Source organism: Streptomyces sp. NPDC086766 (genome assembly GCF_044746005.1).
Lineage (GTDB): Bacteria > Actinomycetota > Actinomycetes > Streptomycetales > Streptomycetaceae > Streptomyces.
In genome coordinates, this window is sequence record NZ_JBIVBI010000003.1 from 381,870 (window position 1) to 405,225 (window position 23,356).

The window sequence follows — 23,356 nt, forward strand, 5'->3', positions numbered from 1 at the left end:
TGTCTACAGCAGTGTCGACCAACTCTCCTCAGAACTGGATCCCATGAGCGCCATCTCCGTCGGTCAGGCCGTCGTCCTCGGAGCAGTCGAGGGGGTGACCGAATTCCTCCCCGTGTCCTCCACCGGCCACCTCAAGATCACCGAGGGACTCATGGGGATTCCCGTCGACGACAACGCGGTCGTCGGGTTCTCGGCCGTCATCCAGGTCGGCGCCATCGCCGCCGTGCTCGTGTACTTCTTCAAGGACATCGTGCGGATCGTCTCCGCCTGGTTCCGCGGGCTGACCAACCGCGAGGAGCGCTACCACCACGACTACAAGTTCGCCTGGTGGGTCATCTACGCGACCATCCCGATCGTCGTGGTGGGCCTGGCCGCCAAGCCCCTCATCGAGGGCCCCCTCGCCTCGCTGTGGGTGGTCGCGGGCTCGCTCATCGTCGGCAGCGGCGTGATGTGGGCCGCGGACCAGATGGGCCGCCACAAGCGCGGTGAGGACGACACCTCCTTCAAGGACGCGATGCTGGTCGGCTGCTCGCAGATCCTCGCGCTGCTCTTCCCCGGCTTCTCCCGCTCCGGCGCCACCATGTCCACCGCGCTCGTCCTCGACCTGGACCGGGTCGCCGCCACCCGCCTGTCCTTCTTCCTCGGCATCCCGGCCCTCACCGGCGCCGGCCTGTACGAGCTGAAGGACGCCCTCGGCGCCGGCGTGGGCGCCGCCCCGCTGGCCGTCGGCACGATCGTCTCCTTCGTGGTCGCCTACGCCTCCATCGCCTGGCTGCTGAAGTTCGTCGCCAAGCACTCCTTCAACGCCTTCGTCATCTACCGGATCGTGGTCGGCGTGCTGCTCTTCGGCCTGCTGGGCGCGGGCGTGCTCGAGAGCTGAGGGCCCCCGGCCCCACGCGGCGGGGTGCGACGCCGGCCGCCGGCGTCGCACCCCGCCGGGTTTTCCGGGGCGCCCCTGCCGCCTGTGCCGGGGCCCGCCCGGCCCCGGCGGTCCCGCCTTGACAGTTCCCGCCCGCACGCCGCACCATCGGCCCGTGAACCTGTCAGACAGCCAGACAGGTGGCGGGGTGCCGCGACGCGTCAGCGCGATGGAGGCGGTGCTCACCCACCTGCGCTCCGCCATCGAGCGCGGCGACTACGCGATCGGCGACAAGCTCCCCTCCGAGGCCGAGCTCTGCCGCACCCTCGAGGTGTCCCGGCCCGTGCTGCGCGAGGCGCTGCGCGCCCTGCAGACCATGGGGCTCACCGTCTCGAGGACCGGAAAGGGCACCTTCGTGGTCGCCGCGACGGCGGACGACCCCACCTTCGGCGACTACGCGGCCAGCGACCTGATGGAGGTGCGCCGGCACATCGAGGTGCCGGTCGCGGGCTACGCCGCCGCGCGCCGCACGCCCGAGGACCTCGACCGCCTCGCGCACCTGCTGGCCCGGATGGAGAGCGAGACCGACACCACCTCCTGGGTCGCGCTCGACACGCTCTTCCACCTGACCGTCGCCCAGGCCGCCCGGAACCCGGTCTTCCGCCGGGTCATCGAGGAGATCCGGGACGCGCTGGCCCGCCAGTCCGCCTTCCTCAACGAGCTGGGCGGCCGGCGCGAGCAGTCGAACCGGGAGCACCGGGCGATCGTCGAGGCACTGGCCGAAGGCAGCGAACACGCGGCCGTGGCGGCCATGTCCCACCACCTCGACCGCGTCGAGACGACCCTCACCGACATCGTGCGCGCGGCGCGCACCCCCCTGGAAGGCAGCACCGAACGTTGAACGAGCACTCCCCGAGGAACGCGCCGGCCCCGGTGGCCGAGGTGCACGCGATCGACGGCACCCCCCTCGCGGAGGCGCCCGCGATCCGTGAACCCCACCACGCCCCCGTCGCCCACCTCATACGCGGCGGGATGATCGAGGGCGTCCACTACGGCTCCGTCGTCGTGCTCGGCGCGGACGGCGAGGTCCGCTGCCGGCTCGGCGACATCGAGGCCGCCACCTATCCGCGCTCCGCCCTCAAACCCCTTCAGGCCGTGGCCATGCTGCGGGCCGGGCTCCCGCTGGAGGGCGAACTGCTCTCGCTCGCCGCCGCCAGCCACTCCGGCGAGGAACGCCACCTCGCCGGCACCCGGCGGATCCTCGAACGGGCCGGCCTGACGGAGGACGACCTGCGCAACGTGCCGGACCTGCCCTACGACCCGGCCGTCCGGGACACCTGGGTACGCCAGGGCCGCCGGCCCTCCCGGCTCGCCCAGAACTGCTCCGGCAAGCACGCGGCCATGCTGTACACCTGCGTGCTGGGCGGCTGGTCCCTGGACGACTACCTCGACCCGGCGCACCCCCTCCAGCGGGCGATCGCCGCGACCGTGGAGGAGCTCACCGGGCAGCGCATCGCCCAGGTCACCGTCGACGGCTGCGGCGCGCCCCTGTTCTCCGTCGCCCTGCACGGTCTGGCCCGCGCCGCCGCCCGCCTCACCACCGCCGCGCCCAACACCCCCGAGGCCCGGGTGGCGGACGCGATGCGTGAGCACGCCGAGATGGCCTCCGGCTCCGGCCGGGACGTGGCCGCGCTGATGCGGGCCGTGCCCGGACTGCTCGCCAAGGACGGCTTCGAGGGAGTCCAGGTCGCCGCCCTGCCGGACGGCAGGGCGATCGCCGTGAAGATCGCGGACGGAGCGGGCCGGGCCCGCGTCCCGGTCGCCGCGGCCGCCCTCGCGCGGGCCGGCGTCGATCCGTCCCTGCTCACCGCGTTCGCGGGCGAACCCCTGCTCGGCGGCGGCCGCCCGGTCGGACGCGTCCGCCCGGTCCCCGCTCTGTCCCCGGCCCCCCTGCCGGCCTGCGCCTGAGCCCCCGGGTACGCGCCCCGGCCCCCTGCCGGCCTGCGCCTGAGCCTCCGGGCAGCCGCCCGGCGGTCACCCCCGCTTCCGGCGGCGAAGGCGTCCCTCTCCGAACCCGGCCCGCGGGGCCCCGCCCCCGCCCGCGCCACGTACCGGTACCGGCCAGAGAGCACAATGGTGATCATGACGTCGTCCCCGTCCTTCCAGCCGGTCCTGGAGCGCATCGCGGAGGAGATCGAGCGGACGCCCGGGCGTGGGCGGCCCGCCGGCTACATTCCGGCGCTCGCGGCCCGCGACCCGCGTGCGTTCGGCATGGCCGTCGCGGAGCCGGACGGCACGGTGTACGGCGTGGGGGACTGGCGGGAGCCGTTCTCCGCGCAGTCCGTCACCAAGGTGTTCACCCTGGCGCTCGACCTGGCCCGAGAGGGCGACGAACTCTGGGAGCACGTGGGCCGCGAGCCGTCCGGCAACCCTTTCAACTCCCTGGTGCAGCTGGAGTACGAGAACGGCATCCCGCGCAACCCCTTCATCAACGCGGGCGCCCTGGTGGTCACCGACCGCCTCCAGACCCGTACCGGCGACGCGGCGGGCGAACTGCTCGCCTTCCTGCGCGCCGAGAGCGGCAACCCAGGGCTGGACTTCGACGAGGAGGTCGCCGCCTCCGAGACCGCGCACGGCGACCGCAACGCCGCGCTCGCCCACTTCATGGCGTCCTACGGCAACGTCGACAACCCGGTGCCGGTCCTGCTCGACCAGTACTTCCGGCAGTGCTCCATCGCCGCGTCCTGCGCCGACCTGGCCCTCGCCGCCGGTTTTCTGGCCCGGCACGGGGTCCGCGCCGACGGCACCCGGCTGCTCACCCGCAGCCAGGCCAAGCAGGTCAACGCGGTGATGCTGACGTGCGGGACCTACGACGCGGCGGGCGACTTCGCCTACCGGGTCGGCCTGCCCGGCAAGAGCGGGGTGGGCGGCGGGATCATCGCGGTCGTACCGGGCCGGTGCACACTGTGCGTGTGGAGCCCGGGGCTGGACGAGCGGGGCAACTCGGTGGCGGGCGTCGCGGCCCTGGACCGCTTCACCACCCTCACCGGACTGTCGGTCTTCTGAGGACGCTCACGCGCCGGTCATGCGCGCCGCGCGACTGGTTCGACCTGCGGGTCCGCTACGGAACCGTCGCCGGCCGGCTCCGCCACGGCGGCCGGGTCGCCCGGTCCGCCGGCCGGTCAGCCGCGCGTGCCCCTGCGGGCCCTGGCCCGCAGAGTGAGCAGCACGCCGGCGGTGCCCAGTCCGGCCGCGCCCGCGACCGTCCCGGTCAGCGCCCAGTCCGGCGTGTCCCCGGCGGCAGCCGCGGCCGGGGTGACGACCGACGGCCCGTGCGCGACGGGGCGCATCCCGTCGAGCGAACCGACCGGATCGACCCGCCCGGCGGCGGCGAACCCCCAGTCGAGCAGTTCGCGTGCCTCCTCGTAGACGGCGAGGCCGCCGCCCTTCTGAGGGTTCAGCACGGTCACGACGAGGGTGCGCCCGCCCTGCCGGGCCGCCGCGACGAGGGTGTTGCCCGCGTTGCTGGTGTAGCCGTTCTTGATGCCGATCAGCCCCGGGTAGGGCACCACGCCGTTCGCGCCGGTCAGCAGCCGGTTGGTGTTCGCGATCTCGTACGTGCCCCCGTCGCCGGGGAACGCGGCCTGCGCGGTGGAGCAGTAGCGGGCGAAGTCCGCGTTGCGCAGCCCGGCCCGTCCGAACACGGCCAGGTCGTACGCCGAGGACACCTGCCCGTCGGCGTCGTAGCCGTCCGGTGAGAGGACGTGGGTGTCGAGCGCGCCCAGGGCCCGGGCCTTGGTCTGCATCTGTCGCGCCGTGTGGTGCCAGCCGCCGTTGAGCGAGGCCAGCACGTGCACCGCGTCGTTGCCGGAGTTGAGGAACACTCCGCGCCACAGGTCGGAGACCCGGTAGGTGTGGCCCGCGGTGACTCCGACCAGGCTGCTGCCCTCGCCGATGCCCCGCAGGTCCTCCGAGCTGACGGTGTGCCGGACGTCGGCCGGGAGGGCGGGCAGCACGGTGAGCGCGAACAGTGTCTTCAGGGTGCTCGCGGGCGGCAGCCTGCGGTGCGCGTCGTGCGCGGCGAGCACCTCGCCGGTGCGCGCGTCCGACACCAGCCAGGACAGCGCGGTGACCTCCGGGAGTTCCGGGGCGCCGGCGCGGAGCCGGACGTGGGTCCCGGAGCGCTCCAGCAGGGCGGGGGCGGGCATGGCGGCCCGGGATCGCCCCGGCGGGCCGGGGTCCGCCCCGTCCCCGCCCGCCGCCGCGACCGGGGGCGCGAGGGCGAGCGCGCCCGCTGCGCACAGAGCGCAGGTCGCCACGGCCGTCCGGGAAAGAATTCCGATCGTCATACCGCCAACGTAGGAAGTCATCGGCGGTACGGGGATGCTGCCGACGGCCGAACGGGGGGCGCGGGCACCCGGATGCGCTAAGCGGACGGTCCCAGGGGCCGGCGGTGGAGGCGGCGCCGGGTGGCGGGGTCAACCGGTGGGCAGGGTCGGCTGGATCCGCCGCAGGAACGTGGCGTTGTCGGGGGTGGCGCGCAGCCGCTCCAGGAGGGTTTCCAGGTTGGCCTGGCCGTCGCGGGACCGCAGGGCGCGTCGCAGCCCCTGCGTGGTCTCCAACTCGTTCGGGGACAGCAGGAGTTCCTCGCGGCGGGTGCCGGAGGGGTTGATGTCCACGGCCGGGAAGAGCCGGCGGGAGGCGAGTTCGCGGTTCAGCCGGAGCTCCAGGTTGCCGGTGCCCTTCAGCTCCTCGAAGAAGAAGTCGTCGGCCCGGGAGCCGGTCTCCACCAGCGCGGTGGCGAGGATGGTGAGCGAGCCGCCCTCCTCGGCCAGGCGGGCGGCGCCGAAGAGCCGCTTGGGGCCGTGCAGCGCGGCCGCGTCGACACCGCCGCTGAGGGTGCGGCCGCCCGCCGCGGCCGCGTTGTTGTGGGCCCGGCACAGTCGGGTCAGGGAGTCGAGGAGGACGACGACGTCCTCGCCCGCCTCGACGAGCCGCTTGGCCCGCTCGACGACGAGTTCCGCGAGCGCGATGTGCTGCTTGGGCGCCCGGTCGAAGGTCGAGGCGTACACCTCGCCGCGCACGGAGCGCCGCATGTCGGTGACTTCCTCGGGGCGCTCGTCGAGCAGCACCACCATGAGGTGGCACTCGGGGTGGTTGCCGGCCACCGCGGCGGCGATCTGCTGGAGCAGCACCGTCTTGCCCGTCTTGGGCGGTGCGACGATCAGCCCGCGCTGCCCCTTGCCGACGGGCGCGATCAGGTCGGTGACCCGCCCGGCCAGGCCGGAGGCGGGGTGTTCGAGGCGGATCCGCTCCCGCGGGTGCAGCGGAGTCAGGTCGTGGAAGTGGCGGCGGCCGTGCAGCTCGCCCGGGGTGCGCCCGTTCACGGCCGCGACCTCGGTGAGGGCGCCGCGGCCGTCGCGCACGCCGTCGACCAGATCGCCCCTGCGCAGGCCGTGGCGCCGGATCAGCGCGGGGGAGACCTGCGGGTCGGACGGAGTGGGCAGGCAGTCCCCGGGACGCAGCCGGCCCTTGCCGCTCGCGTCGATGTCCAGGACACCGGTGACGGGCTGCACGGCCGGAGGCCGCTGCCGTACGGGGGGATGTTCGAGTGTGGTGGTCATGGGCGGTCCTTTCACGGACGGTGGACGGGGACGTGCGAGGGGCGGGGGAGAAGCCGCGGGCGGGAGGCGCGGGACACGGGCCTCCGGCGGCGGGAACACCACCTGAGTGCGGAAGACCGCCGGGGGCGGCGGGATGGCGTCGCTCAGGGACGGTGAGAAGAAGCCGATGGTGCCGACACGAGAGGCGGAACGGCTCGGCGAACTCGGAGAAAATCACACCGGCGCCCACGACAGGGCGTGCACGGGTGCTGACCGCACTGTAGCACCGGGGACGCCGGTGCGGGAACGATCCGCTTTCGAGGGGGTCAACGCCAGGACGGCCGCTTTCATTCCGCCGGCCCGAACGGGAAGGGAGGAACCGTCCGGCGCGGCAGGCCGCGCGAGGGTGCTGCGCGGCGTGCGCCGGACAGGCAGAATCGACTGCCGTACGGCCTCGATCCGGCCCCGACGCAGAGGAACGCACCGGTGGACACCTCCCGCTCCGCGCCGCACCGCATGGACCCGTCCGGGGGCTGCCCGCACCCCGTCAACGCGCGGCTGCTCGCCCGGGGGGCCGTCGCCCCGGTCGTGCTGCCGGGGGAGATCGACGGGGCGGTCGTCCTCGGGCACGAGGCGCTGAAGGAGTTCCTCGCGCACCCCGAAGTCGCCAAGGACGCACGGCACTTCACCGCCCTGCACGAGGGGCGGATCCCGGAGGGATGGCCTCTGCTGACCTTCGCGACGGTACGGGGGATGACCACCGCGGACGGGACCGACCACCGGCGGCTGCGGTCGCTGGTGAGTCAGGCGTTCACCGTCCGGCGGGTGGCGGAACTGCGGCCCCGTGTCGAGGCGTTGACCGACCGGCTGCTCGACGGTCTCGCCCGTGCCGCGGAGGCCGACGGCCAAGTGGCCGATCTGCGCCGTCACTTCGCGATGCCCCTGCCGATGGGCGTCATCGGCGAGCTCCTCGGCGTCGGCGCCGAACACCGCGACCGGCTGCACGCGCTGTCCAGTCAGGTCGTCGCCACCGACCTGGGACCCGAGCAGGTCGTCGCCGCCAACCGCGAACTCCTCGCCGTTCTGGGCGCGATCGCCGCCGCCAAGGCCGAACAGCCCGGCGACGACCTGATCGGCGCACTCGTCGCCGCCCGCGACGAGGACGGCGGCCGGCTCAGCCACGAGGAGCTGATCGGCACCCTCGTGCTGATGATCGTCGCCGGGCACGAGACCACGCTGAACCTCATCACCAACGCCGTACGCGCCCTTTGCGGGCACCGGGACCAGCTCGGCCTCGTCCGCGCGGGGACGGCGAGCTGGGCCGACGTGGTCGAGGAGACGCTGCGCTGGGACGCGCCCGTCAGCTACTTCCCGTTCCGGTATCCGGTGCGGGACCTGACCGTCGGCGGGACCGTGGTCCCCCGGGGCACGCCGGTCCTCGCCGGCTACTCCGCCGCGGGGCGGGACCCGGCCGTGCACGGACCGGACGCCGACCGGTTCGACGTCACCCGGCCCGCCCGGCCGGACGCGGTGCGGCACCTCTCGCTCGGGCACGGTGCCCACTACTGCCTGGGTGCCCCGCTGGCGCGGCTGGAGGCGACCGTCGCGCTGGAGCGGCTGTTCACCCGCTTCCCCGAGCTCGACCTCGCCGTGCCCGAACCCCAACTCGCGTCGCACGCGGGCTTCGTGGGCAACAGCGTGCGCACCCTCCCGGTGCGTCCGACACCCTGAGCCGGATCGCCGGGCGGCGCCGCACCGGCCCCTGGGTGGGTCTCGGACGGGCCTGCGCCCTCTCCCGGACGGGCCTGCGCCCTCGGCTCCCGGACGGCCCTGTGCCCTCGGCTCCCGGCCGGGTCCCCGAACAACCTTCCCGGCCCGGCCCAGCCCGCCCCCGCGTCCGTCAGACCGACCGCGCCGCCGCCTCCGCGGCGATCTGCTCGAACCGCGCGCCCATGGCCGCCGCCAGCGCCTGCGCGGCCGACAGGGGGCGGACCATCACGGTCAGCCGGTCGATCAGCCCGTCCTCGTTGACGTGGAGGAAGTCGCAGCCCTCCAGTGAGCGGTCGCCCACCCGCGCGGCGAAGACCAGGGCGTGGTCGCGGCCGTCCGCGCCGCTCAGCTCGCGCTCGTAGCGGAAGTCCTCGAAGACCTCGGCGACGGCGCGCAGGATCGCCGCGGTGATCGGCTTGCCCGAGTACGGCTTGAACGCGGCCGGGCTGGTGAAGACGACGTCCTCGTCCAGCAGCGCCTCGACGGCGTCGAGGTCGTGCGCCTCGACCGCCTCGCGGAACGCGCGCATCGGATCACCCCATCGTCCATAGTCAATTATTTGAATAGGTGCGGGAGAGAATAATCACCGGTTGCTACGGTGTCCACATGTCTCTCAAGTACGCCGTGCTGGCGGCCCTCCTCGAAGGGGAGGCGTCGGGCTACGAACTGTCCAAGGGGTTCGACGTCTCGCTGGCCAACTTCTGGCCGGCCACCCCGCAGCAGCTGTACCGGGAGCTGGAGCGCCTGTCCCAGGACGGACTGGTGGAGGCGCGCGTGGTGCGGCAGGAGCGCCGCCCCGACAAGCGGATGTTCACCCTCACCGAGGCCGGCCGGCGCGACCTCGGCGCCTTCGCCGCCGAGCCGCCCCGGCGCCCCACCGCCATCCGCGACGAACTCCTGATCAAGATCCAGGCCATGGACGGCGCGGACCCCGCGGCCGCGGCCGACATGCTCCAGGAGCGCACGTCCTGGGCGCGCGGCAAGCTCGGCCGCTACGAACGGGTGCGCGAGCGTCTCCTCGCGGGCCGCGACGAGGAGGAGTACCTGCGGGACGCGGAGCGCGTCGGCCCGTACCTCACCCTCATGGCGGGCATCGCCTTCGAGCGGGAGAACCTGCGCTGGTGCGAGCGCGCGCTGGGGATCCTGCGGCAGCGCGCCGCCGTGAAGGGGGCGTGATGTTCGCTCCCGGGGGCCCGAGCCTGCGCGAACTCGCCGTCCAGGCGCTGTCGTCGGTCGAGCACGGCTACGACCTGCTCGCGCCGAAGTTCGACCGCACGCCCTTCCGTACGCCGGAGCCGGTGCTCGACTCCGTCGCCTCGATGCTGGAGAGGCTGGGGCCGTTCGACGACGGACTCGACCTGTGCTGCGGCACCGGCGCCGGCACCCGGGTGGTGGAGCGGGTGTGCCGGCACGGAGTCACCGGGGTCGACTTCAGCGCCGGAATGCTCGCCGTGGCCCGCGCCCGCGAGGCCGCTCGGGGCGCGGGGCCGCGGACCGCCTGGGTGCGCGGGGACGCCCGTGCCCTGCCGTTCCGGGCCGCCTTCGACCTGGTGGTGACGTTCGGCGCGCTCGGGCACTTCCTGCCGCGTGAGCTGCCGGGCCTCTTCGGCCAGGTCCACGCCGTGCTGCGCCCCGGCGGCCTGTTCGCCTTCCCCGTGCTCGCACCGCCCCGGCCCGCGTCGGCCGCCTTCTGGATGCTGCTCGGCTTCGACGCGGTGATGCGGGTGCGCAACGCCCTGTGGCGGCCGCCCTTCGTCATGTACTACCGCTCCTTCCGGCTCGCGGACGTGCGGCGCGAGCTGGAGCGCGCCGGGTTCCGGGTGGAGCTCCATGCCCTGCCGGAGTTCGGGCGGCGCGGCGACGGAAGCCCCCGGGTCCGCATGGTCGCGGCCCGCAGGCTGCCGTAGGCCCCGTCGCCGCACGCCCGCCGTGAGCGGCAGGTCCACCCACGGGCTACGGCGCGCACCCGGGCCGGTCAGACGGCCGCATCGACGGCCCGTCCGGGAAGCGGGTGATGGCGTCCCGGTGGTGCAGGGTCAGGCCCGCCCTGCGCATCCAGTCGTAGGCGCGCCGCAGTTGCGCGGCGCCCGAGCCGTCCGCGCGGTCCCGGTAGCGGGCGAGTTCCTCGACCTCGCGCAGCGCCACGGCGGAGAACGACGACACGGCCGTGCGCAGTGAGGTGCCGTCGGCGGCGGCGGACCGGTAGCGGTGCACCAGGGTGGGCCGGTCCGGGGCGAGTCCGAGGGCCTCGGCGTGCTCCGGCGGCGGCGCCTCCCAGGTCACAGCGGTCCGGTCGAAGGCGGCCGGATCGGCGGTCCGGGCGCCGACCGGGAAGGTCAGCGAGGAGGGCGCCTCCACCGGCGGCCCGGGCAGCGTGGCATGGCTGCCGCGCCGGTCGGTGGTGACCAGGCCGTCGCGGCGCAGCACCTCCAGCGCCTGCCGTACGGTCTCCCGGCTGACCCCGAAGTGCGCGGCCAGGTGCCGCTCGCCCGGCAGCCGTTCGCGGGGCGCGAGGGTGCCGTCGCGCAGTGCGCCGAGGAGCCGGCCGGCGACCCTCCAGTACAGCGGCTCTCCGTCGGCCGGTCCTTCCGTCGGGGGGTGGTCGGGCGGGGTGGTGCGGGCCATGCCGCGCCTCCTGATGGGTGACGTACCGTAGCCGTGCGGGCTCATTGCGCCACCAGGTCTAGCATTGGTCTAAACCACCAGGGAAGAGCGGTCCGGCCTTTCGGCCGAAACCGGCCCGCGCCCCTCACGCCCGGCGCCGGGTCCACTCCGGTCCCAGCCGGGCCCACTCCCGCTCCCACTCGGCCAGCCGGCGCCGCAGGGCTTCCCGCCGGACGGCGGAGTGGACGAGGAGGACGAGGGCGACGGCGCCGCCCGTGACGGCGGCGCCCACGGTCACGGTGTGCTGCCAGACGGTGGTGGCGTCCGGCGGAGAGGACACGGTCCGGCCGCGGGAGTCGAACCACACGTCCACCCGGTCGCCGTGCCGCGCCGCCGCCGGGACGCGCGCCACCGCGGTGCGTGCCTGCCGGCCGGCCTCGTCCCAGCGGACCTCCGCCCGCACGGTGTGCTCACCGCCGCTCTGCGCCACGGACGGAGAGCCGGGCACCCTGCCCACGACCTCGGCCCGGACGCGGTGCCGGTCGGCCCGCTCGGCCGCCGCGACGGCCCGGGCCGCGTCGTGTGCCCACCAGGCCGCGGCGACCCCGGCCAGCGGCGCGCCCAGGAACAGCAGAACGGCGACGGCCAGTGTCGTCCACGCCTCCACCACGTCCGAGCGGCGCCGCAGCGGATTGTGCCGCCGACACCGGCCACGCAACCGGGTCCGCGCTCCGGCCCTCCCGCCGCCGACGGGGCCGGAAGCCCCGGCGTGCCCGCCGCCAAGGCCGTCCGGTCCTATCGGGTGCCCGCGGCCGTCCGGCTCCTCCCTGCGCATCGCTCCCGCACCCCTTCCCGCGGGCGCCCTCCACCCGCTGACGCACGTGGAGCGGCGGGCGTGCCGCGGCGACCGCTCCGCGCGCCCCCGAGGCGGCGCGGCGAGCGTTCGTCTCTCCACGCGAGGAGCCCCATGTCCAAGAACCGGCGTGCGGCACGGGGCAGGGGGCGGTTTCCGTTCCCCGGCCAAGTCCCCGGCGGTACCGCCCCCAAACACCCGGGCTCCGCCGTGGCGCTGCGGGCCGACCGCCTCATCCGCCCGCGCGGACCGGGCACTTGCGGGACCGGCACCCCGGGCTCCGAGCCCCAGGCCCCGGGCTCCGGCCCGTCGTCAGCCGAAGCGTTCGATCCGGATGCGGTCCACGGGCTGTCCCGCCGCGACCAGCAGCCGGGAGGCGTGTTCGGCGAAGGCGTTGGACCCGCACACGTACGCCTCCCAGCCGGCCGGGGGCCGTTCGGACAGCAGGGGCGCGACCTGGGCGGCCGTCAGCCGTCCCACCGGCGTGCCCGCCGGAGCGCTCCGGGTGAACACCGGTGTGGTCTCCGACCCCAACTCCCGTGCGTAGATGAGCTCCTGGGGGCTGCGGGCAGACACCAGCATTCTGAGCGGCACGGACAGCCGCCGCGCCCGGTGGTGCCGCACCATCGACATCAGCGGTACGACCCCGGAGCCCGCGCCGATCAGCAGCGCGGGCCGGTCGCCGGGCCAGGCGAAGAAACCGCTCAGCGGGCCGCGCAGCTCGACCCGGTCACCGGGCCGGGCGACGGTGTGGAACCAGCCGGACACCTCTCCGCCGTCGACATGGTCCAGGGTCAGCTCGATGTGCCCGGAGTCGTCGGGCGCCGACGCGATCGAGTAGTGGCGCTGGGCCACGTAACCGTCCTCGGCGGTCAGCCGGAGCATCAGGTGCTGGCCGGGCAGGTGCCCCGCCCAGCCCGGCACCGCGAAGCGGAAGGTGGCCGCCCGCGGGGTCTCCCGCCGGATCTCGGTGAGCGTGGCGGTCCGCCAGGCCGCGGCGACCTGCTCGCCGACGGCGATGCGGCCCGGTACCGCGAAGCGCGTGGGCGGTGTGAAGGTCTCAGTCACCGGAGTACCGCTGCTCCTCCCAGGGGTTGCCCCGGGCGTGGTAGCCGTTCTGCTCCCAGAAGCCCGGCTCGTCGTGGTCGAGGAGCCGCAGGCCCGCGATCCACTTGGCGCTCTTCCAGAAGTACAGGTGCGGCACCAGCAGCCGCGCCGGGCCGCCGTGCTCCGGGGCCAGCGGCCTGCCGTCGTAGGTGAACGCGATCCACGCGCGCCCGCCGGTCAGGTCCGCCAGCGGGAGGCTCGTGGTGTACCCGGTGTGGGACCAGGCGACCGCGTGGGTGGCCGAGGCGTCGGGGCGCACCGCGTCCAGGAACACGTCCAGCGACACGCCGCCGAACCGCACCCCGAACTTCGACCAGCCCGTCACGCAGTGGATGTCGCCCTCGTACGCCGAGTCCGGCAGCCGCCGGACCTGCTCCCCGGTCCAGGTGAGGGGCGCGGCCACCAGGCCGTCGACGCGGAAGGTCCAGTCCTCGGGTGCGATGTCGGGCGTGACCTCCGCGGACAGCACGGGCCAGTCGTCGCCCGCGTCGTACTGTCCGGGTGGCAGGCCCGGGTCGGCCACGCGGGAGCGACCGGTGAAGCCTCGGGTGACGTTCATGGGGGTGGTGCCTCCAGGCCGCCGCGTGCGCGGCCCGCCGGTCGGACGTGATGATTGCTTACGCATTCAACCGTACGCGCCCGGCACGCCCGCCCCGGCCGCGGGACCGCCCCGGCCGCGGGACCGCCCCGGCTCCGTCGCCCCCCGCGACCGGCCCCCGTGACACCCCCGCGCCCGGCGCCCCCGTGACCGTGAAGGACAATGGACGCCGTATGAGCACCGCCGAGACCGCCCCGGGCCATGTCCTCGACCATCCCGCCCTCACCTCCCTGACCGGACCGCACGCGCACTTCGCCGAGCGCCGCGGCCGCGTGCTGCGCTACCCGGTCGACGTCACGCCCTGGCTGGCGCTGCCCCCGGAGCCCGACGCCGACGACTGGGCGGACGTCGCGGCCCTGGCCGGCCCCGGCCGCGAGGTCCCGCTGCTCGGGTTCGTGGGGCGGGTCCCGGACGACTGGGAGATCACCTTCCACACCGAGGGCGTTCAGCTCGTCGACGACGGCCTGGCCACCGCGCCCGACCCGGAGGCGGTCCGCCTCGGCCCGGCCGACGTGCCCGAGATGCTCGACCTGGTCGCCCGCACCCAGCCCGGCCCGTTCCTGCCCCGCACCATCGAGCTGGGCACCTACCTGGGCATACGCCGTGACGGTGCGCTCGTCGCCATGGCGGGGGAGCGGCTGCGGCCGCCGGGCTGGACCGAGATCAGCGGAGTGTGCACCGACCCGTCCGTCCGCGGTCAGGGGCTCGCGTCCCGGCTGATCCTCGCCGTCGCCCACGGCATCCGCGCCCGCGGCGAGACGGCGTTCCTGCACACCGGCGCCCGGAACACGCGGGCGATCCGGCTGTACGAGTCGCTGGGCTTCCGGCTGCGGCGCCGTACCGCCTTCCTCGCGGCCCGCGCGCCCGAACGGCTGACGGACGGCCGGGTCGCCGTACCGGTGGGGTAGGGCGCGCGCCCGGCCCTACGTCCGGTCAGCCGTCCTCCGGGCCGCGCCCGGGCCAGGCGTTGTAGCGCGTGAGGTAGCCCGCGAACCGCTCCAGGTCCTCCGCCGGCCAGTGCGCGAGCCGCTCGCGGAAGGCCGCCCGGCGGCTCTCGGTGACCTGGGCGAGGATCCGCCGGCCCGCCTCCGTCAGACGGAGCGCCTGGACCCGGTGGTCGTCCGTGTCGAGCCGCCGTTCGACCAGCCCGGCGCGCTCCAGGGCGGACACCTGGCGGCTGACCGTGGACTTGTCCAGCGCGTAGTGCGCGGCCAGGTCCGTGGTGCGGCAGCCGCCGCTCTCCTCCAGGTGCCCGAGGAGCGTGTACGACACCAGCGACAGTTCGGGGTGCAGACGTCCCGCGGAGGCGCGGGCCCGGCGGGCGAAGATCGTCATTTCGCGCTGGATGGTCTCCACGGCCGTAGCCGCGGCCGTCCCTCCGGTCTTCCCCGTGGTCGCCTCCTCGGCCGGCTCCGCATCGGCCCCTTCGGCTGCTGTCACGGCAATCCTCCCTTCCCCCTGCGCGTCGTCACGTCGCCCTGCGGGCGAGCCCCTGGTCGCACCGTACATCCGAGGTGCGGGGCGGGCCCGCGCGGAGGGGGCCGAAGAGGCCGTCGGTGACCCGGTGTTGGGGTAGGGTTGCCGTCCGGCCGTGGACGCTCCCGGCCGAGGCGAGCCGAGGAGGTGGGACCCATCACCACGTGTCAGATCGGGTGCTCTCACCTCGAAGCGGCGCGGATCACCGGACGCAGGTGACCGCGAGGGCGCCCTGCGGCTCCCGAAAGGTTCTCGGCCTCCATGCCTCCACTGTCGTCCCCGACCCCGCCTTCTCCGTCTTCCTCGCCCTCTTCGCCCTCTCCGTCCCCGTTCTCGCGGGCCCTGCGGGACGCGGTCGTCACCGCGCTGCGCGGCGCCGGCTGTGTGTTCGCCGAGGACGAGGCGGAGCTGATCCTCGCCGGCGCCCGGACGCCGGACGAGGTCACCGCCCTCGTCGAGCGGCGTGCTGCCGGGCTGCCCCTCGAACAGGTCCTGGGCTGGGCCGAGTTCCACGGATTGCGCATCGTCGTGGAGCCCGGCGTCTTCGTGCCCCGGCGCCGTACCGAGTTCCTGGTCGACCAGGCCGTCGCCCAGGCGCCGGACGCCTCCGTCGTGGTGGACCTGTGCTGCGGCTCGGGCGCGGTGGGCGTGGCGCTGGCCGCCGCGCTCGGCCCCGTGGAGTTGCACGCCGCCGACATCGACCCGGCCGCGGTGCGCTGCGCGGCCCGCAACCTGGGTCCCGCCGGGGGCCGGGTGCACACCGGCGACCTGTTCGAGGCACTCCCCGGCGCGCTGCGCGGCCGCGTCGGCGTCCTCGCGGCCAACGTCCCCTACGTGCCCACCGCGCAGGTCGCCCTGCTGCCGCCCGAGGCCCGCGACCACGAACCGCGGGCCGCCCTGGACGGCGGCGCCGACGGCCTCGACGTGCTGCGCCGGGTCACCGCCGGGGCGGGCGACTGGCTCGCGCCCGGCGGCTGCCTGCTGGTCGAGACGAGCGAACGCCAGGCGCCCGGCGCGCTGGAGGCTTTCCGGCGGGCCGGGCTGACGCCCCGTCTGGCCGTCTCGGAGGAGCTGTGCGCGAACGTGGTGGTGGGTACGGCCGGCCCGACGCGCTGAGTCCGCACGCCCCCACGGACCCGTCGGTGAGCGGTGCCGGCGCGCCCCACGGCAGGGGCTGCGCACTCCACGGCGGTGTCCGCGTCTACGGCAGGTCCCGCGCGCGGGCGATCAGCAGGGCCACGTCGTCGTGGTTGTCCGGCTCGTGCATCCGGCGCAGCAGGAGGTCGCAGACGTCCTCCAGGGGGCGCGCCGGGTCGTCGAGCAGGGCCAGCAGCGCCTCCAGGCGCTCGTCCAGCAGATGCCGGCGGGTCTCGACCAGCCCGTCGGTGTACAGCACGAGCTCGTCCCCGGGGTCCAGATCGACGGTGGTGGTGGAGAACTCGACGCCGCCCACGCCCAGCGGTGCCCCGGTGGGCAGGTCGAGCAGCTCCGCGGGGCCGCCCACCCGGACCCGGACCGGTGGCAGGTGCCCCGCGTTGGCGATCCGGCACTGCCGCCGGCGGGGGTCGTGGACGACGTACTGGCAGGTGGCGATGGCCTGGTCGAGCTGGTCGGTGATCCGGTCGAGGTGCGCGAGCAGCCGCGCCGGATCGAGGTCGAGCGAGGCGAGGGTGTTCGTCGCGGTGCGCAGCCGGCCCATCGTGGCGGCCGCGTTGATGCCGCTGCCCATGACGTCGCCCACGACGAGCGCCGTCTTGTCGTCCTCCAGCGGGATCACGTCGAACCAGTCGCCGCCCACCTCGATCGTCGCGCCCGCGGGCTGGTAGCGGGAGGCGACCTCGAGCCCGCCGGTGACGGACGGCAGGCAGGGCAGCAGGCTGCGCTGGAGGGTGAGGGCGGTGTCGCGGGCGCTCTGGTACCAGCGGGCGTTGTCGATCTGCACCGCCGCGCGCGCCGCCAGCTCGCGGGCCAGCAGGACGTCGTCCTCGCTGAAGGGCAGCGGGTTGCGCGTGCGCTTGAGGTCCAGGGCGCCCAGCACCTCCCCGCGCGCGATCAGCGGCACGGCCAGGTACGAGTGCACGCCCGCGCGGGCCAGCAGCACGGCCGCCTCCGCCGACCGGGCGATCCTCGGGAGGTCCTCGTCCTTCACCTGGGCCACGAGCACCGGGCCCGCGGTCCGCACGCACTCGGTGACGAGGCGGTCGGAGCCGTAGCGGGCGATCCGGCCCGGCGGGTCGGCCGCCTCCAAGGCGTCCGTGGCGTGGTCGGCGCGGACGGCCAGGGCGCGGATCACCGCCGGCTCGGCGGGCCCCAGAGGGCGGCGGCGCCCCCCGACGATCTCCTCCAGCAGGTCCACGGCGGCCACGTCGGCCAGCTCCGGCACGGCGACGTCCGCCAGCTCGCGGGCGGTGCGCTCCAGGTCGAGGGTGGTGCCGATCCGGGCGGAGGCGTCGGCGATGAGGGCCAGGCGCCGCCGCGCGGCCTCCGCCTCGATGCCCGCCCGGTACTGCTCGGTGATGTCCACGACGGAGGCGGCCACCCCCAGTACCCTGCCCAGCGCGTCCTCCAGCCGGTACAGCGAGAGCGACCAGGCGTGGTCCTCGTCCGGATCGGCCGGGGTGCGGCCCACGACCGACACGTCGATGAGGGGCTGCCCGGTCTCCAGCACCCGCTGCGCCGCGTCCTCCAGCGCGTCGGTGTCCCACTGGGGGAGCACCTCGCGGGCGGTGCGGCCGATGTGCTCCCCGGCCGTCATGCCGTTGATCCGCTCCAGGGCCGGGTTCACCGAGACGTACCGCAGCTGGGTGTCCAGGACGGCCAGGCCGATCGGCGACTGCGAGACGATCCGCGCCGACAGCGCCACGTCCCGCTCCAGCCGCTGCACGGTCGTCTGGTCGGCGGCGAGCCCGAGGGCGTAGACGTCCCCCCGGTCGTCGAGCAGGCGCATGTTGCGGAACTCCACCAGCCGGGTGGTGCCGTCCTTGCGCCGGATGGGGAAGGCGCCGGCCCAGCCCTCGCCCGTCTCCAGCACGTCGGCGAAGAGCTTGACGACCAGGTCGAGGTGCTGCTCGTGGACCATGATCCGGGCCGCGTACTGGCCCAGCGCCTCCTGGGCCGTGTAGCCGAAGAGCTCCTCGGCCTGCGGGCTCCACAGCACGATGCGGCCCTTGGCGTCGAGGACGACCGAGGCCACGCCCAGCACGTCGAGCAGCCCGCTGGCCCGGACAGGCCCGCGCACCGGCTCCTCGCCCTCGGCCAAGGGAGCCCCGGCTGCAGTCATCCCACGCACCGCCTTCGCCTGTCCGCGCGGCCCGCCGTCCCCGGTGCCGACACACCCTGTTGTACCGCGCCCGCCGGTGTCCCACCGACGGTCCGGCGCCTTCCTCCACCATCTCTCAACGAAGCGGGGGCCGTCCCCCCGAATCGGCCGGACGGCAGCGTACGGGGGCGGGGCGCACGGATGGCCGGCGCCGCGCGCGGCACCCTGATATTCGGGTGCCCGCAAGGGCCGCGAGGATGTGCGCCGGCGCGTGTGGTGCTCTCCTGGAAGGTGGTGCCGTGCCGACGGCGGGTGCGGTTCCGCGGGGCTCCCGCCGTCGGGCGGCGCGGCCAGGAGAGGAGCGATGACCATGGACAGCGAGCGACCGCACCCGGAGCCCGTCTCGGTGGAGCTGAGCGGCTGCACCAAGGAGGACGCCCGGATCGTCTTCGACGCCCTGTGCGCGTGCTTCTCGTCCGACCGGTGCGCGGACGACGTGCCCCGCGACTACGACGAGGTGCGTCCGACCGTGTGGCTCGGCACCTTCGACGTGGCCGAAGCCCACCGGGCCGGCCGCGGCCCCGGCCGGCTCGGGGCGTCCGTCACCGCCGACGTCCAGGGCGGCTACTGGGCGATCGACCGGTTCCGTACGACCCTGGACTCCCTCTTCACCGTCCAGGACCTGTGCACCGCCTCCGGGGACCAGGAGCGCGAGCTGCACGTACGTCTGGAGAGCCGTTGAGCCGTACCTGCGCCCGGAGGGCCGCCGAGCCGCACGGCCGCGCCGGGCGCCCGGCTCCCGCCGCCGCGGCCGTCAGGGCCTGAGCCCGAGTACGGGCGGGCTGCTGCTGCCGGTGGAGTTGACGACGATCCAGGTGCCGCCCGCCCGGAGCAGCTGCGAGCCGCCCGCCAGTTCGCCGTAGTCGCCGTCGGCGCCGCGCACCGTCGTGCCGTCGGCCTCTCCCCGGCGGTCTCCGTCGCGCTCGTCGAGCGTGTACAGCCGGGCGTCCGACCCGAGCACGGCGAGCTCCCCGCGGTCCGCCGGGGCCAGCGCGGCGATCGGGGCGCCCAGGTCCGTGTGCCACAGGGGCCGCCCGTCGGCCAGGGAGTAGGCGGAGATCCGCTCGGGGTCGTCCTTGCCCGGCACGGCGGCCGCGACGATCAGCGAGCGGCCCTCGACCACGGCGGACAGGGCCGGCCGGGCGGCGAAGGAGCCGTCGTCGGGGAGGACGGCCAGGTCCTCGTCGTCGGTGGTGAGGGGGATGTCGACGGGCTCGCCACCGGTGCCGCTCCAGGACAGGACGGCGGCGAGCCCGCGCTTGTCCTCCTCCTGGAGGAGCAGCGTGAACGGCTCGGCCGAGACCACCACGGCCGTCCTCACCGCGCTCTCCACGGGCAGCGGGCGGCGGCCGGTCTCCCGGCCCGTGGCGGTGTCCAGGGTCAGCAGCCGCGCCGTCCGCAGGACGCCGGACAACGACGAACACGTGACCACCACCCGGGTGGTGCCGCGGGCCGCGGAGGCGACGAGCGGCGTGCACTCCACGTCGTCCTTCCGGGCACGCGCGTCGGTGACCTTCGCCGTCCAGCGCGGGGCTCCGTCGGCGAGCCCGAATCCGCGGACCGAGCCGTCGGCCAGTGCCACGGCCACCCCGGCGTCGGCCGTGAGCAGGCTGTCGCGGGCCTCGCTGGAATCGGTGACCCCGTCGATCCCGCGCTCCCACACCTTGCGGCCGGTGCGCACGTCGACGCCCCACACCGTGTCGCAGGGCTTGGCGAAACGCCCGAAGGCGACCAGTCCGATGCCGTCGGTCACGGACTCGCTCATCCCGCACACGGACTCGCGCACCGGGACCCGCAGGGTCCATGCCCGGTCACCGTCGCGTGCGTCGTAGGCGACGAGCGCGTCGGTACGGACCCGTACCACCGTCGCGGAGCCGGGGCCCACGGTCCACACCCCGAGGCCGCGCGCCGTCGGCGGGCGGTCCGGGCCCGCCTTCCAGACGACGTCGAGCACCGGGCCCCGCATCCACAGGTAGGCCTGACGCCCCGGCCACAGGGCCAGCAGCACGCCCGCCGTCAGCAGGGCGGCGGGCAGAACCTTGCCCGGGCGGGCCTTGGTGAGCGCGGCGACCGCGGCCGTGGCGGCCGGAAAGCCGGTGAACGTGAGGAGGAACGCGAGCAGAAGGGTCGGCGTGGTGCCGTCCGGGCAGGGGGCGTAGCGGCCGCCGCAGCCGTTGCCGGGAAAGGACGTCCACCCCAGGTAGTGGAACTCCACCGCCAGTCCGACGGCCGCGCCCGCCGCCAGGACCGCGAGAGCCGCCGCGACGGGCCACGCTAGGCCTCCGCCTCCGCGCGGTCTGCTGTCCTCCACCATCGTGCGCCCACCCCCGTGCGTCCCCGGCGCCCCCTCGCGCCACCGCCCGCCCCGAGCGGCGCTGGAGCATAACCCGGGCGAGTGGATCACGTCAGCAGTCCTCGCGGACGACCGTGAGGCCGGTTCCGGACCCTTCTCGGGCGAGGCTTTGTGCAACTAGTTGCACAAGAGGGGGCCCGTCCTCTACAACTACAGGCACGACACCGCGCACGGAGGGGCCGATGAGCCGTTACCCGCACCTGCTGAGCCCGCTCGACCTGGGCTTCACCACCCTGCCCAACCGCGTCCTCATGGGCTCCATGCACGTGGGCCTGGAGGAGGCCGAGCGCGGCTTCGAGCGAATGGCGGAGTTCTACGCCGCCCGGGCCCGCGGGGGAGTCGGCCTGATCGTCACCGGCGGCATCGCGCCCAACGAGGAGGGGCGGCCCTACGAGGGCGGAGCCAAGCTCACCACCGAGGCGGAGGCCGAGCAGCACGCCGGTGTGACCGCCGCGGTCCACCGCGAGGGCGGCCGGATCGCGCTGCAGATCCTGCACTTCGGCCGGTACGCCTACCACCGCGACCTGGTCGCCCCGAGCCCGCTCCAGGCGCCGATCAGCCCCTTCGTGCCGCGCGAGCTCGATGACGCCGACGTCGAGCGGACCATCGACGACTACGCGCGCACCGCCCTCCTCGCCCGGCAGGCCGGCTACGACGGCGTCGAGATCATGGGCTCCGAGGGCTACCTCATCAACGAGTTCATCGCCGCGCAGACCAACCACCGCACCGACCGCTGGGGCGGCTCCTACGAGAACCGGATGCGCTTCCCGGTGGAGATCGTGCGCCGGGTGCGCGAGGCGGTCGGCGAGGACTTCATCATCGTCTACCGGCTGTCCATGCTGGACCTGGTGCCCGGCGGCTCCTCCCTGGAGGAGGTGGTCACGCTCGCCCGCGCCGTCGAGGCCGCCGGGGCGACCATCATCAACACCGGCATCGGCTGGCACGAGGCCCGCATCCCCACCATCGCCACCTCCGTGCCGCGCGGCGCCTACACCTGGGTCACGAAGAAGCTCATGGGCGCGGTCTCGGTCCCGCTCGTCACCACCAACCGCATCAACACCCCCGAACTGGGCGAGCAGTTGCTCGCCGACGGGTACGCCGACATGGTGTCGATGGCCCGCCCGATGCTCGCCGACCCCGACTTCGTCGCCAAGGCCGCCGCCGGCCGGCCCGAGGCCATCAACACCTGCATCGGCTGCAACCAGGCCTGCCTCGACCACACCTTCAGCGGCCGGATCACCTCCTGCCTGGTCAACCCGCGCGCCTGCCACGAGACCGAGCTGGTGCTGTCGCCGACCCGGCGGCGCAAGCGGGTCGCCGTCGTCGGCGCCGGACCCGCCGGACTCGCCTGCGCGGTGTCGGCGGCCGAACGCGGCCACGCGGTCACCCTGTTCGACGCGGCGAGCGAGATCGGCGGCCAGCTCAACGTCGCCCGCAAGGTCCCCGGCAAGCAGGAGTTCGACGAGACGCTGCGCTACTTCCGCCACCGGCTCGAGGAGCACGGAGTCGACGTGCGCCTCGGCACCCGGGTGGAGGCCGGCGACCTCGACGGCTTCGAGGAGGTCGTCGTCGCGACCGGCGTCACCCCGCGCGTCCCCGACATCCCCGGCGCCGACCATCCGCGCGTCCTCGGCTACCTGGACGTGCTGCGCGACGGCGCCCCCGTCGGCGACCGGGTGGCGATCCTCGGCGCGGGCGGCATCGGCTTCGACGTCGCCGAGTACCTCACCGACGGCGGCGACAAGGCGAGCGAGGACCCGGCGACGTACTTCCGCGCCTGGGGCGTCGACATGGACTACCGCGCGCCCGGCGGACTCGCCGCCCCGGAACGTCCCGCCCCGCCGCGCCGGGTGCACCTGCTCCAGCGCAAGACCACCAAGGTCGGCGCGGGCCTGGGCAAGACCACCGGCTGGATCCACCGCACCGAGCTCAAGCACCGGGGCGTCACCATGGTCCCGGGCGTGCGCTACGACCGGATCGACGACGCCGGCCTGCACATCACCGTGGACGGCGTCAGCAGCGTCCTCGACGTCGACACGATCGTGCTGTGCACCGGGCAGGAGCCGCGCCGGGACCTGTACGAGGCGCTGATCGCGGCGGGGCGCAGTGCCCACCTCGTCGGCGGCGCCGACGTCGCCGCGGAGCTCGACGCCAAGCGCGCGATCAAGCAGGGCACGGAGGTCGCGGCGGCCCTGTAGCCGTCGCCCGGACCGGACGGGCCGCAGGGTTCGCCCCCCGCGGCCCGTCCCTAGGATGACCCCATGTCACTCCCGCACGCGATCCTCACCGCCCTGCTCGAGAAGCCGTCGTCGGGGCTCGAGCTGACGCGCCGCTTCGACAAGTCGATCGGCTACTTCTGGTCGGCGACGCATCAGCAGATCTATCGCGAGCTGGGACGGCTGGAGACCGAGGGACTCATCCGCGCGCTGCCGGCCGAACAGCCCGCGCGCGGACAGAAGAAGAGCTACGAGGTGCTGCCCGCGGGCCGCGCCGAACTCGCCCGCTGGACCGCGGCACACCAGGAACCCAAGCCGCACCGCGACGCGCTGCTGCTGCGGCTGCGCGCCGCGGCCGTGGTCGGCACGGCGGGCCTGGAGGCCGACCTGCGCCGCCATCTGGAGCTCCACGAGGAGCAGTTGGCCACCTACCGGGAGATCGAGCGGCGCGACTTCCCGCCCGGGAAGGACGGCTCCCAGGAACGGTTGCAGCATCTGGTGCTGCGGGCCGGGATCGACCTGGAGACCTTCTGGACGGGGTGGCTCCGGCACGCCCTGGAGGAGTTCGCCGAACTGCCCGGCCACGACCCGGCGTGAC

General features: G+C 74.8%; 22 protein-coding genes. 12 read left to right on the plus strand and 10 right to left on the minus strand.

Translation table 11 applies throughout. The features are described 5' to 3' along the window. Positions 1-43: 43 nt before the first annotated feature. From ACIPM1_RS07580 to ACIPM1_RS07595, 4 genes are all read left to right on the plus strand, one after another. Complete coding sequence (locus ACIPM1_RS07580; protein ID WP_402430273.1) at positions 44-880, plus strand: undecaprenyl-diphosphate phosphatase; 837 nt, start codon at positions 44-46, stop codon at positions 878-880. 154 nt (positions 881-1,034) lie between these two features. Beyond that, positions 1,035-1,760, plus strand: a complete 726-nt coding sequence (locus ACIPM1_RS07585) for a FadR/GntR family transcriptional regulator (protein ID WP_402430276.1) — start codon at positions 1,035-1,037, stop codon at positions 1,758-1,760. A gap of 50 nt (positions 1,761-1,810) precedes the next feature. Then, the gene (locus tag ACIPM1_RS07590; RefSeq protein ID WP_402430731.1) at positions 1,811-2,827 is read left to right on the plus strand and encodes an asparaginase; all 1,017 of its coding nucleotides are present in this window, start codon (positions 1,811-1,813) and stop codon (positions 2,825-2,827) included. A 165-nt stretch (positions 2,828-2,992) separates the two neighbouring features. Continuing rightward, positions 2,993-3,925, plus strand: a complete 933-nt coding sequence (locus ACIPM1_RS07595; protein WP_402430279.1) for a glutaminase — start codon at positions 2,993-2,995, stop codon at positions 3,923-3,925. 116 nt (positions 3,926-4,041) lie between these two features. Here ACIPM1_RS07595 and ACIPM1_RS07600 read toward each other — a convergent pair whose 3' ends face one another. Both ACIPM1_RS07600 and rho read right to left on the minus strand, forming a co-directional pair. Then, on the minus strand, positions 4,042-5,208 hold the full coding sequence (locus ACIPM1_RS07600; protein WP_402430281.1) for a D-alanyl-D-alanine carboxypeptidase family protein: 1,167 nt from the start codon (positions 5,206-5,208) through the stop codon (positions 4,042-4,044). Between the two features lie 129 nt (positions 5,209-5,337). Then, positions 5,338-6,483: a transcription termination factor Rho gene (gene rho / locus ACIPM1_RS07605; RefSeq protein ID WP_402430283.1), complete on the minus strand. Its 1,146-nt coding sequence runs from the start codon at positions 6,481-6,483 to the stop codon at positions 5,338-5,340. A gap of 495 nt (positions 6,484-6,978) precedes the next feature. On the opposite strand from rho, the gene ACIPM1_RS07610 reads away from it, so the two are divergent. Beyond that, positions 6,979-8,193, plus strand: coding sequence for a cytochrome P450 (locus ACIPM1_RS07610; RefSeq protein WP_402430734.1), 1,215 nt, complete (start codon positions 6,979-6,981; stop codon positions 8,191-8,193). Between the two features lie 169 nt (positions 8,194-8,362). Here ACIPM1_RS07610 and ACIPM1_RS07615 read toward each other — a convergent pair whose 3' ends face one another. Further along, entirely contained in the window at positions 8,363-8,761 is a 399-nt protein-coding gene (locus tag ACIPM1_RS07615) for a nuclear transport factor 2 family protein (protein ID WP_402430286.1), read from the minus strand. 77 nt (positions 8,762-8,838) lie between these two features. Between ACIPM1_RS07615 and ACIPM1_RS07620 the strand changes: the two genes are divergently transcribed. Both ACIPM1_RS07620 and ACIPM1_RS07625 read left to right on the plus strand, forming a co-directional pair. Next, on the plus strand, positions 8,839-9,408 hold the full coding sequence (locus ACIPM1_RS07620) for a PadR family transcriptional regulator (protein WP_356189075.1): 570 nt from the start codon (positions 8,839-8,841) through the stop codon (positions 9,406-9,408). Then, a complete protein-coding gene (locus ACIPM1_RS07625; RefSeq protein WP_402430290.1) occupies positions 9,408-10,139 on the plus strand; it encodes a class I SAM-dependent methyltransferase in 732 nt (243 codons plus the stop codon). The genes ACIPM1_RS07620 and ACIPM1_RS07625 overlap by 1 nt, the downstream gene beginning before the upstream one ends. Before the next feature lie 46 nt (positions 10,140-10,185). On the opposite strand, the gene ACIPM1_RS07630 is transcribed toward ACIPM1_RS07625, so the two are convergent. The 4 genes from ACIPM1_RS07630 to ACIPM1_RS07645 form a co-directional block, all read right to left on the minus strand. Continuing rightward, positions 10,186-10,857, minus strand: a complete 672-nt coding sequence (locus ACIPM1_RS07630; RefSeq protein WP_402430293.1) for a GntR family transcriptional regulator — start codon at positions 10,855-10,857, stop codon at positions 10,186-10,188. A 124-nt stretch (positions 10,858-10,981) separates the two neighbouring features. Continuing rightward, positions 10,982-11,554 (minus strand): hypothetical protein, encoded by a 573-nt coding sequence (locus ACIPM1_RS07635; RefSeq protein WP_402430295.1) that lies wholly within the window; start codon positions 11,552-11,554, stop codon positions 10,982-10,984. A gap of 447 nt (positions 11,555-12,001) precedes the next feature. Further along, positions 12,002-12,757: a ferredoxin reductase gene (locus ACIPM1_RS07640; protein WP_402430298.1), complete on the minus strand. Its 756-nt coding sequence runs from the start codon at positions 12,755-12,757 to the stop codon at positions 12,002-12,004. Continuing rightward, positions 12,750-13,355 carry a sulfite oxidase-like oxidoreductase gene (locus ACIPM1_RS07645; protein WP_402430301.1) on the minus strand — a complete coding sequence of 202 codons (606 nt, stop codon included), beginning with the start codon at positions 13,353-13,355 and terminating at the stop codon, positions 12,750-12,752. Before ACIPM1_RS07645 ends, ACIPM1_RS07640 begins: the two co-directional genes overlap by 8 nt. 212 nt (positions 13,356-13,567) lie before the next feature. On the opposite strand from ACIPM1_RS07645, the gene ACIPM1_RS07650 reads away from it, so the two are divergent. After that, positions 13,568-14,302, plus strand: a complete 735-nt coding sequence (locus ACIPM1_RS07650; RefSeq protein WP_402430304.1) for a GNAT family N-acetyltransferase — start codon at positions 13,568-13,570, stop codon at positions 14,300-14,302. A gap of 25 nt (positions 14,303-14,327) precedes the next feature. On the opposite strand, the gene ACIPM1_RS07655 is transcribed toward ACIPM1_RS07650, so the two are convergent. Next, complete coding sequence (locus ACIPM1_RS07655) at positions 14,328-14,834, minus strand: MarR family winged helix-turn-helix transcriptional regulator (protein ID WP_402430307.1); 507 nt, start codon at positions 14,832-14,834, stop codon at positions 14,328-14,330. A 297-nt stretch (positions 14,835-15,131) separates the two neighbouring features. Here ACIPM1_RS07655 and ACIPM1_RS07660 point away from each other — a divergent pair, with 297 nt between their 5' ends. Beyond that, on the plus strand, positions 15,132-15,986 hold the full coding sequence (locus ACIPM1_RS07660) for a putative protein N(5)-glutamine methyltransferase (RefSeq protein WP_402430310.1): 855 nt from the start codon (positions 15,132-15,134) through the stop codon (positions 15,984-15,986). Between the two features lie 85 nt (positions 15,987-16,071). On the opposite strand, the gene ACIPM1_RS07665 is transcribed toward ACIPM1_RS07660, so the two are convergent. Then, a complete protein-coding gene (locus tag ACIPM1_RS07665; protein WP_402430313.1) occupies positions 16,072-18,150 on the minus strand; it encodes a SpoIIE family protein phosphatase in 2,079 nt (692 codons plus the stop codon). Between the two features lie 349 nt (positions 18,151-18,499). Here ACIPM1_RS07665 and ACIPM1_RS07670 point away from each other — a divergent pair, with 349 nt between their 5' ends. Next, positions 18,500-18,871 carry a hypothetical protein gene (locus tag ACIPM1_RS07670; protein WP_402430315.1) on the plus strand — a complete coding sequence of 124 codons (372 nt, stop codon included), beginning with the start codon at positions 18,500-18,502 and terminating at the stop codon, positions 18,869-18,871. Positions 18,872-18,943: 72 nt separating this feature from the next. Here ACIPM1_RS07670 and ACIPM1_RS07675 read toward each other — a convergent pair whose 3' ends face one another. Next, a complete protein-coding gene (locus tag ACIPM1_RS07675; RefSeq protein ID WP_402430318.1) occupies positions 18,944-20,503 on the minus strand; it encodes a PQQ-binding-like beta-propeller repeat protein in 1,560 nt (519 codons plus the stop codon). A gap of 221 nt (positions 20,504-20,724) precedes the next feature. Between ACIPM1_RS07675 and ACIPM1_RS07680 the strand changes: the two genes are divergently transcribed. Both ACIPM1_RS07680 and ACIPM1_RS07685 read left to right on the plus strand, forming a co-directional pair. Then, positions 20,725-22,740: an NADPH-dependent 2,4-dienoyl-CoA reductase gene (locus ACIPM1_RS07680; protein ID WP_356189098.1), complete on the plus strand. Its 2,016-nt coding sequence runs from the start codon at positions 20,725-20,727 to the stop codon at positions 22,738-22,740. Between the two features lie 63 nt (positions 22,741-22,803). Then, on the plus strand, positions 22,804-23,355 hold the full coding sequence (locus ACIPM1_RS07685; RefSeq protein ID WP_356189100.1) for a PadR family transcriptional regulator: 552 nt from the start codon (positions 22,804-22,806) through the stop codon (positions 23,353-23,355). The last annotated feature ends 1 nt before the right edge of the window (position 23,356 follow it).

Bases quoted from the DNA above. Each gene is read 5' to 3' on its own strand.
- ACIPM1_RS07670 (WP_402430315.1), top strand. From the start codon at position 18,500: ATGGACAGCGAGCGACCGCACCCGGAGCCCGTCTCGGTGGAGCTGAGC.
- ACIPM1_RS07645 (WP_402430301.1), bottom strand. From the start codon at position 13,355: ATGAACGTCACCCGAGGCTTCACCGGTCGCTCCCGCGTGGCCGACCCG.
- ACIPM1_RS07685 (WP_356189100.1), top strand. From the start codon at position 22,804: ATGTCACTCCCGCACGCGATCCTCACCGCCCTGCTCGAGAAGCCGTCG.
- ACIPM1_RS07620 (WP_356189075.1), top strand. From the start codon at position 8,839: ATGTCTCTCAAGTACGCCGTGCTGGCGGCCCTCCTCGAAGGGGAGGCG.
- ACIPM1_RS07680 (WP_356189098.1), top strand. From the start codon at position 20,725: ATGAGCCGTTACCCGCACCTGCTGAGCCCGCTCGACCTGGGCTTCACC.
- ACIPM1_RS07595 (WP_402430279.1), top strand. From the start codon at position 2,993: ATGGTGATCATGACGTCGTCCCCGTCCTTCCAGCCGGTCCTGGAGCGC.
- ACIPM1_RS07610 (WP_402430734.1), top strand. From the start codon at position 6,979: ATGGACCCGTCCGGGGGCTGCCCGCACCCCGTCAACGCGCGGCTGCTC.
- ACIPM1_RS07675 (WP_402430318.1), bottom strand. From the start codon at position 20,503: ATGGTGGAGGACAGCAGACCGCGCGGAGGCGGAGGCCTAGCGTGGCCC.
- ACIPM1_RS07660 (WP_402430310.1), top strand. From the start codon at position 15,132: ATGCCTCCACTGTCGTCCCCGACCCCGCCTTCTCCGTCTTCCTCGCCC.
- ACIPM1_RS07650 (WP_402430304.1), top strand. From the start codon at position 13,568: ATGAGCACCGCCGAGACCGCCCCGGGCCATGTCCTCGACCATCCCGCC.
- ACIPM1_RS07600 (WP_402430281.1), bottom strand. From the start codon at position 5,208: ATGACGATCGGAATTCTTTCCCGGACGGCCGTGGCGACCTGCGCTCTG.
- ACIPM1_RS07580 (WP_402430273.1), top strand. From the start codon at position 44: ATGAGCGCCATCTCCGTCGGTCAGGCCGTCGTCCTCGGAGCAGTCGAG.
- ACIPM1_RS07630 (WP_402430293.1), bottom strand. From the start codon at position 10,857: ATGGCCCGCACCACCCCGCCCGACCACCCCCCGACGGAAGGACCGGCC.
- ACIPM1_RS07665 (WP_402430313.1), bottom strand. From the start codon at position 18,150: ATGACTGCAGCCGGGGCTCCCTTGGCCGAGGGCGAGGAGCCGGTGCGC.
- ACIPM1_RS07615 (WP_402430286.1), bottom strand. From the start codon at position 8,761: ATGCGCGCGTTCCGCGAGGCGGTCGAGGCGCACGACCTCGACGCCGTC.
- rho (WP_402430283.1), bottom strand. From the start codon at position 6,483: ATGACCACCACACTCGAACATCCCCCCGTACGGCAGCGGCCTCCGGCC.
- ACIPM1_RS07625 (WP_402430290.1), top strand. From the start codon at position 9,408: ATGTTCGCTCCCGGGGGCCCGAGCCTGCGCGAACTCGCCGTCCAGGCG.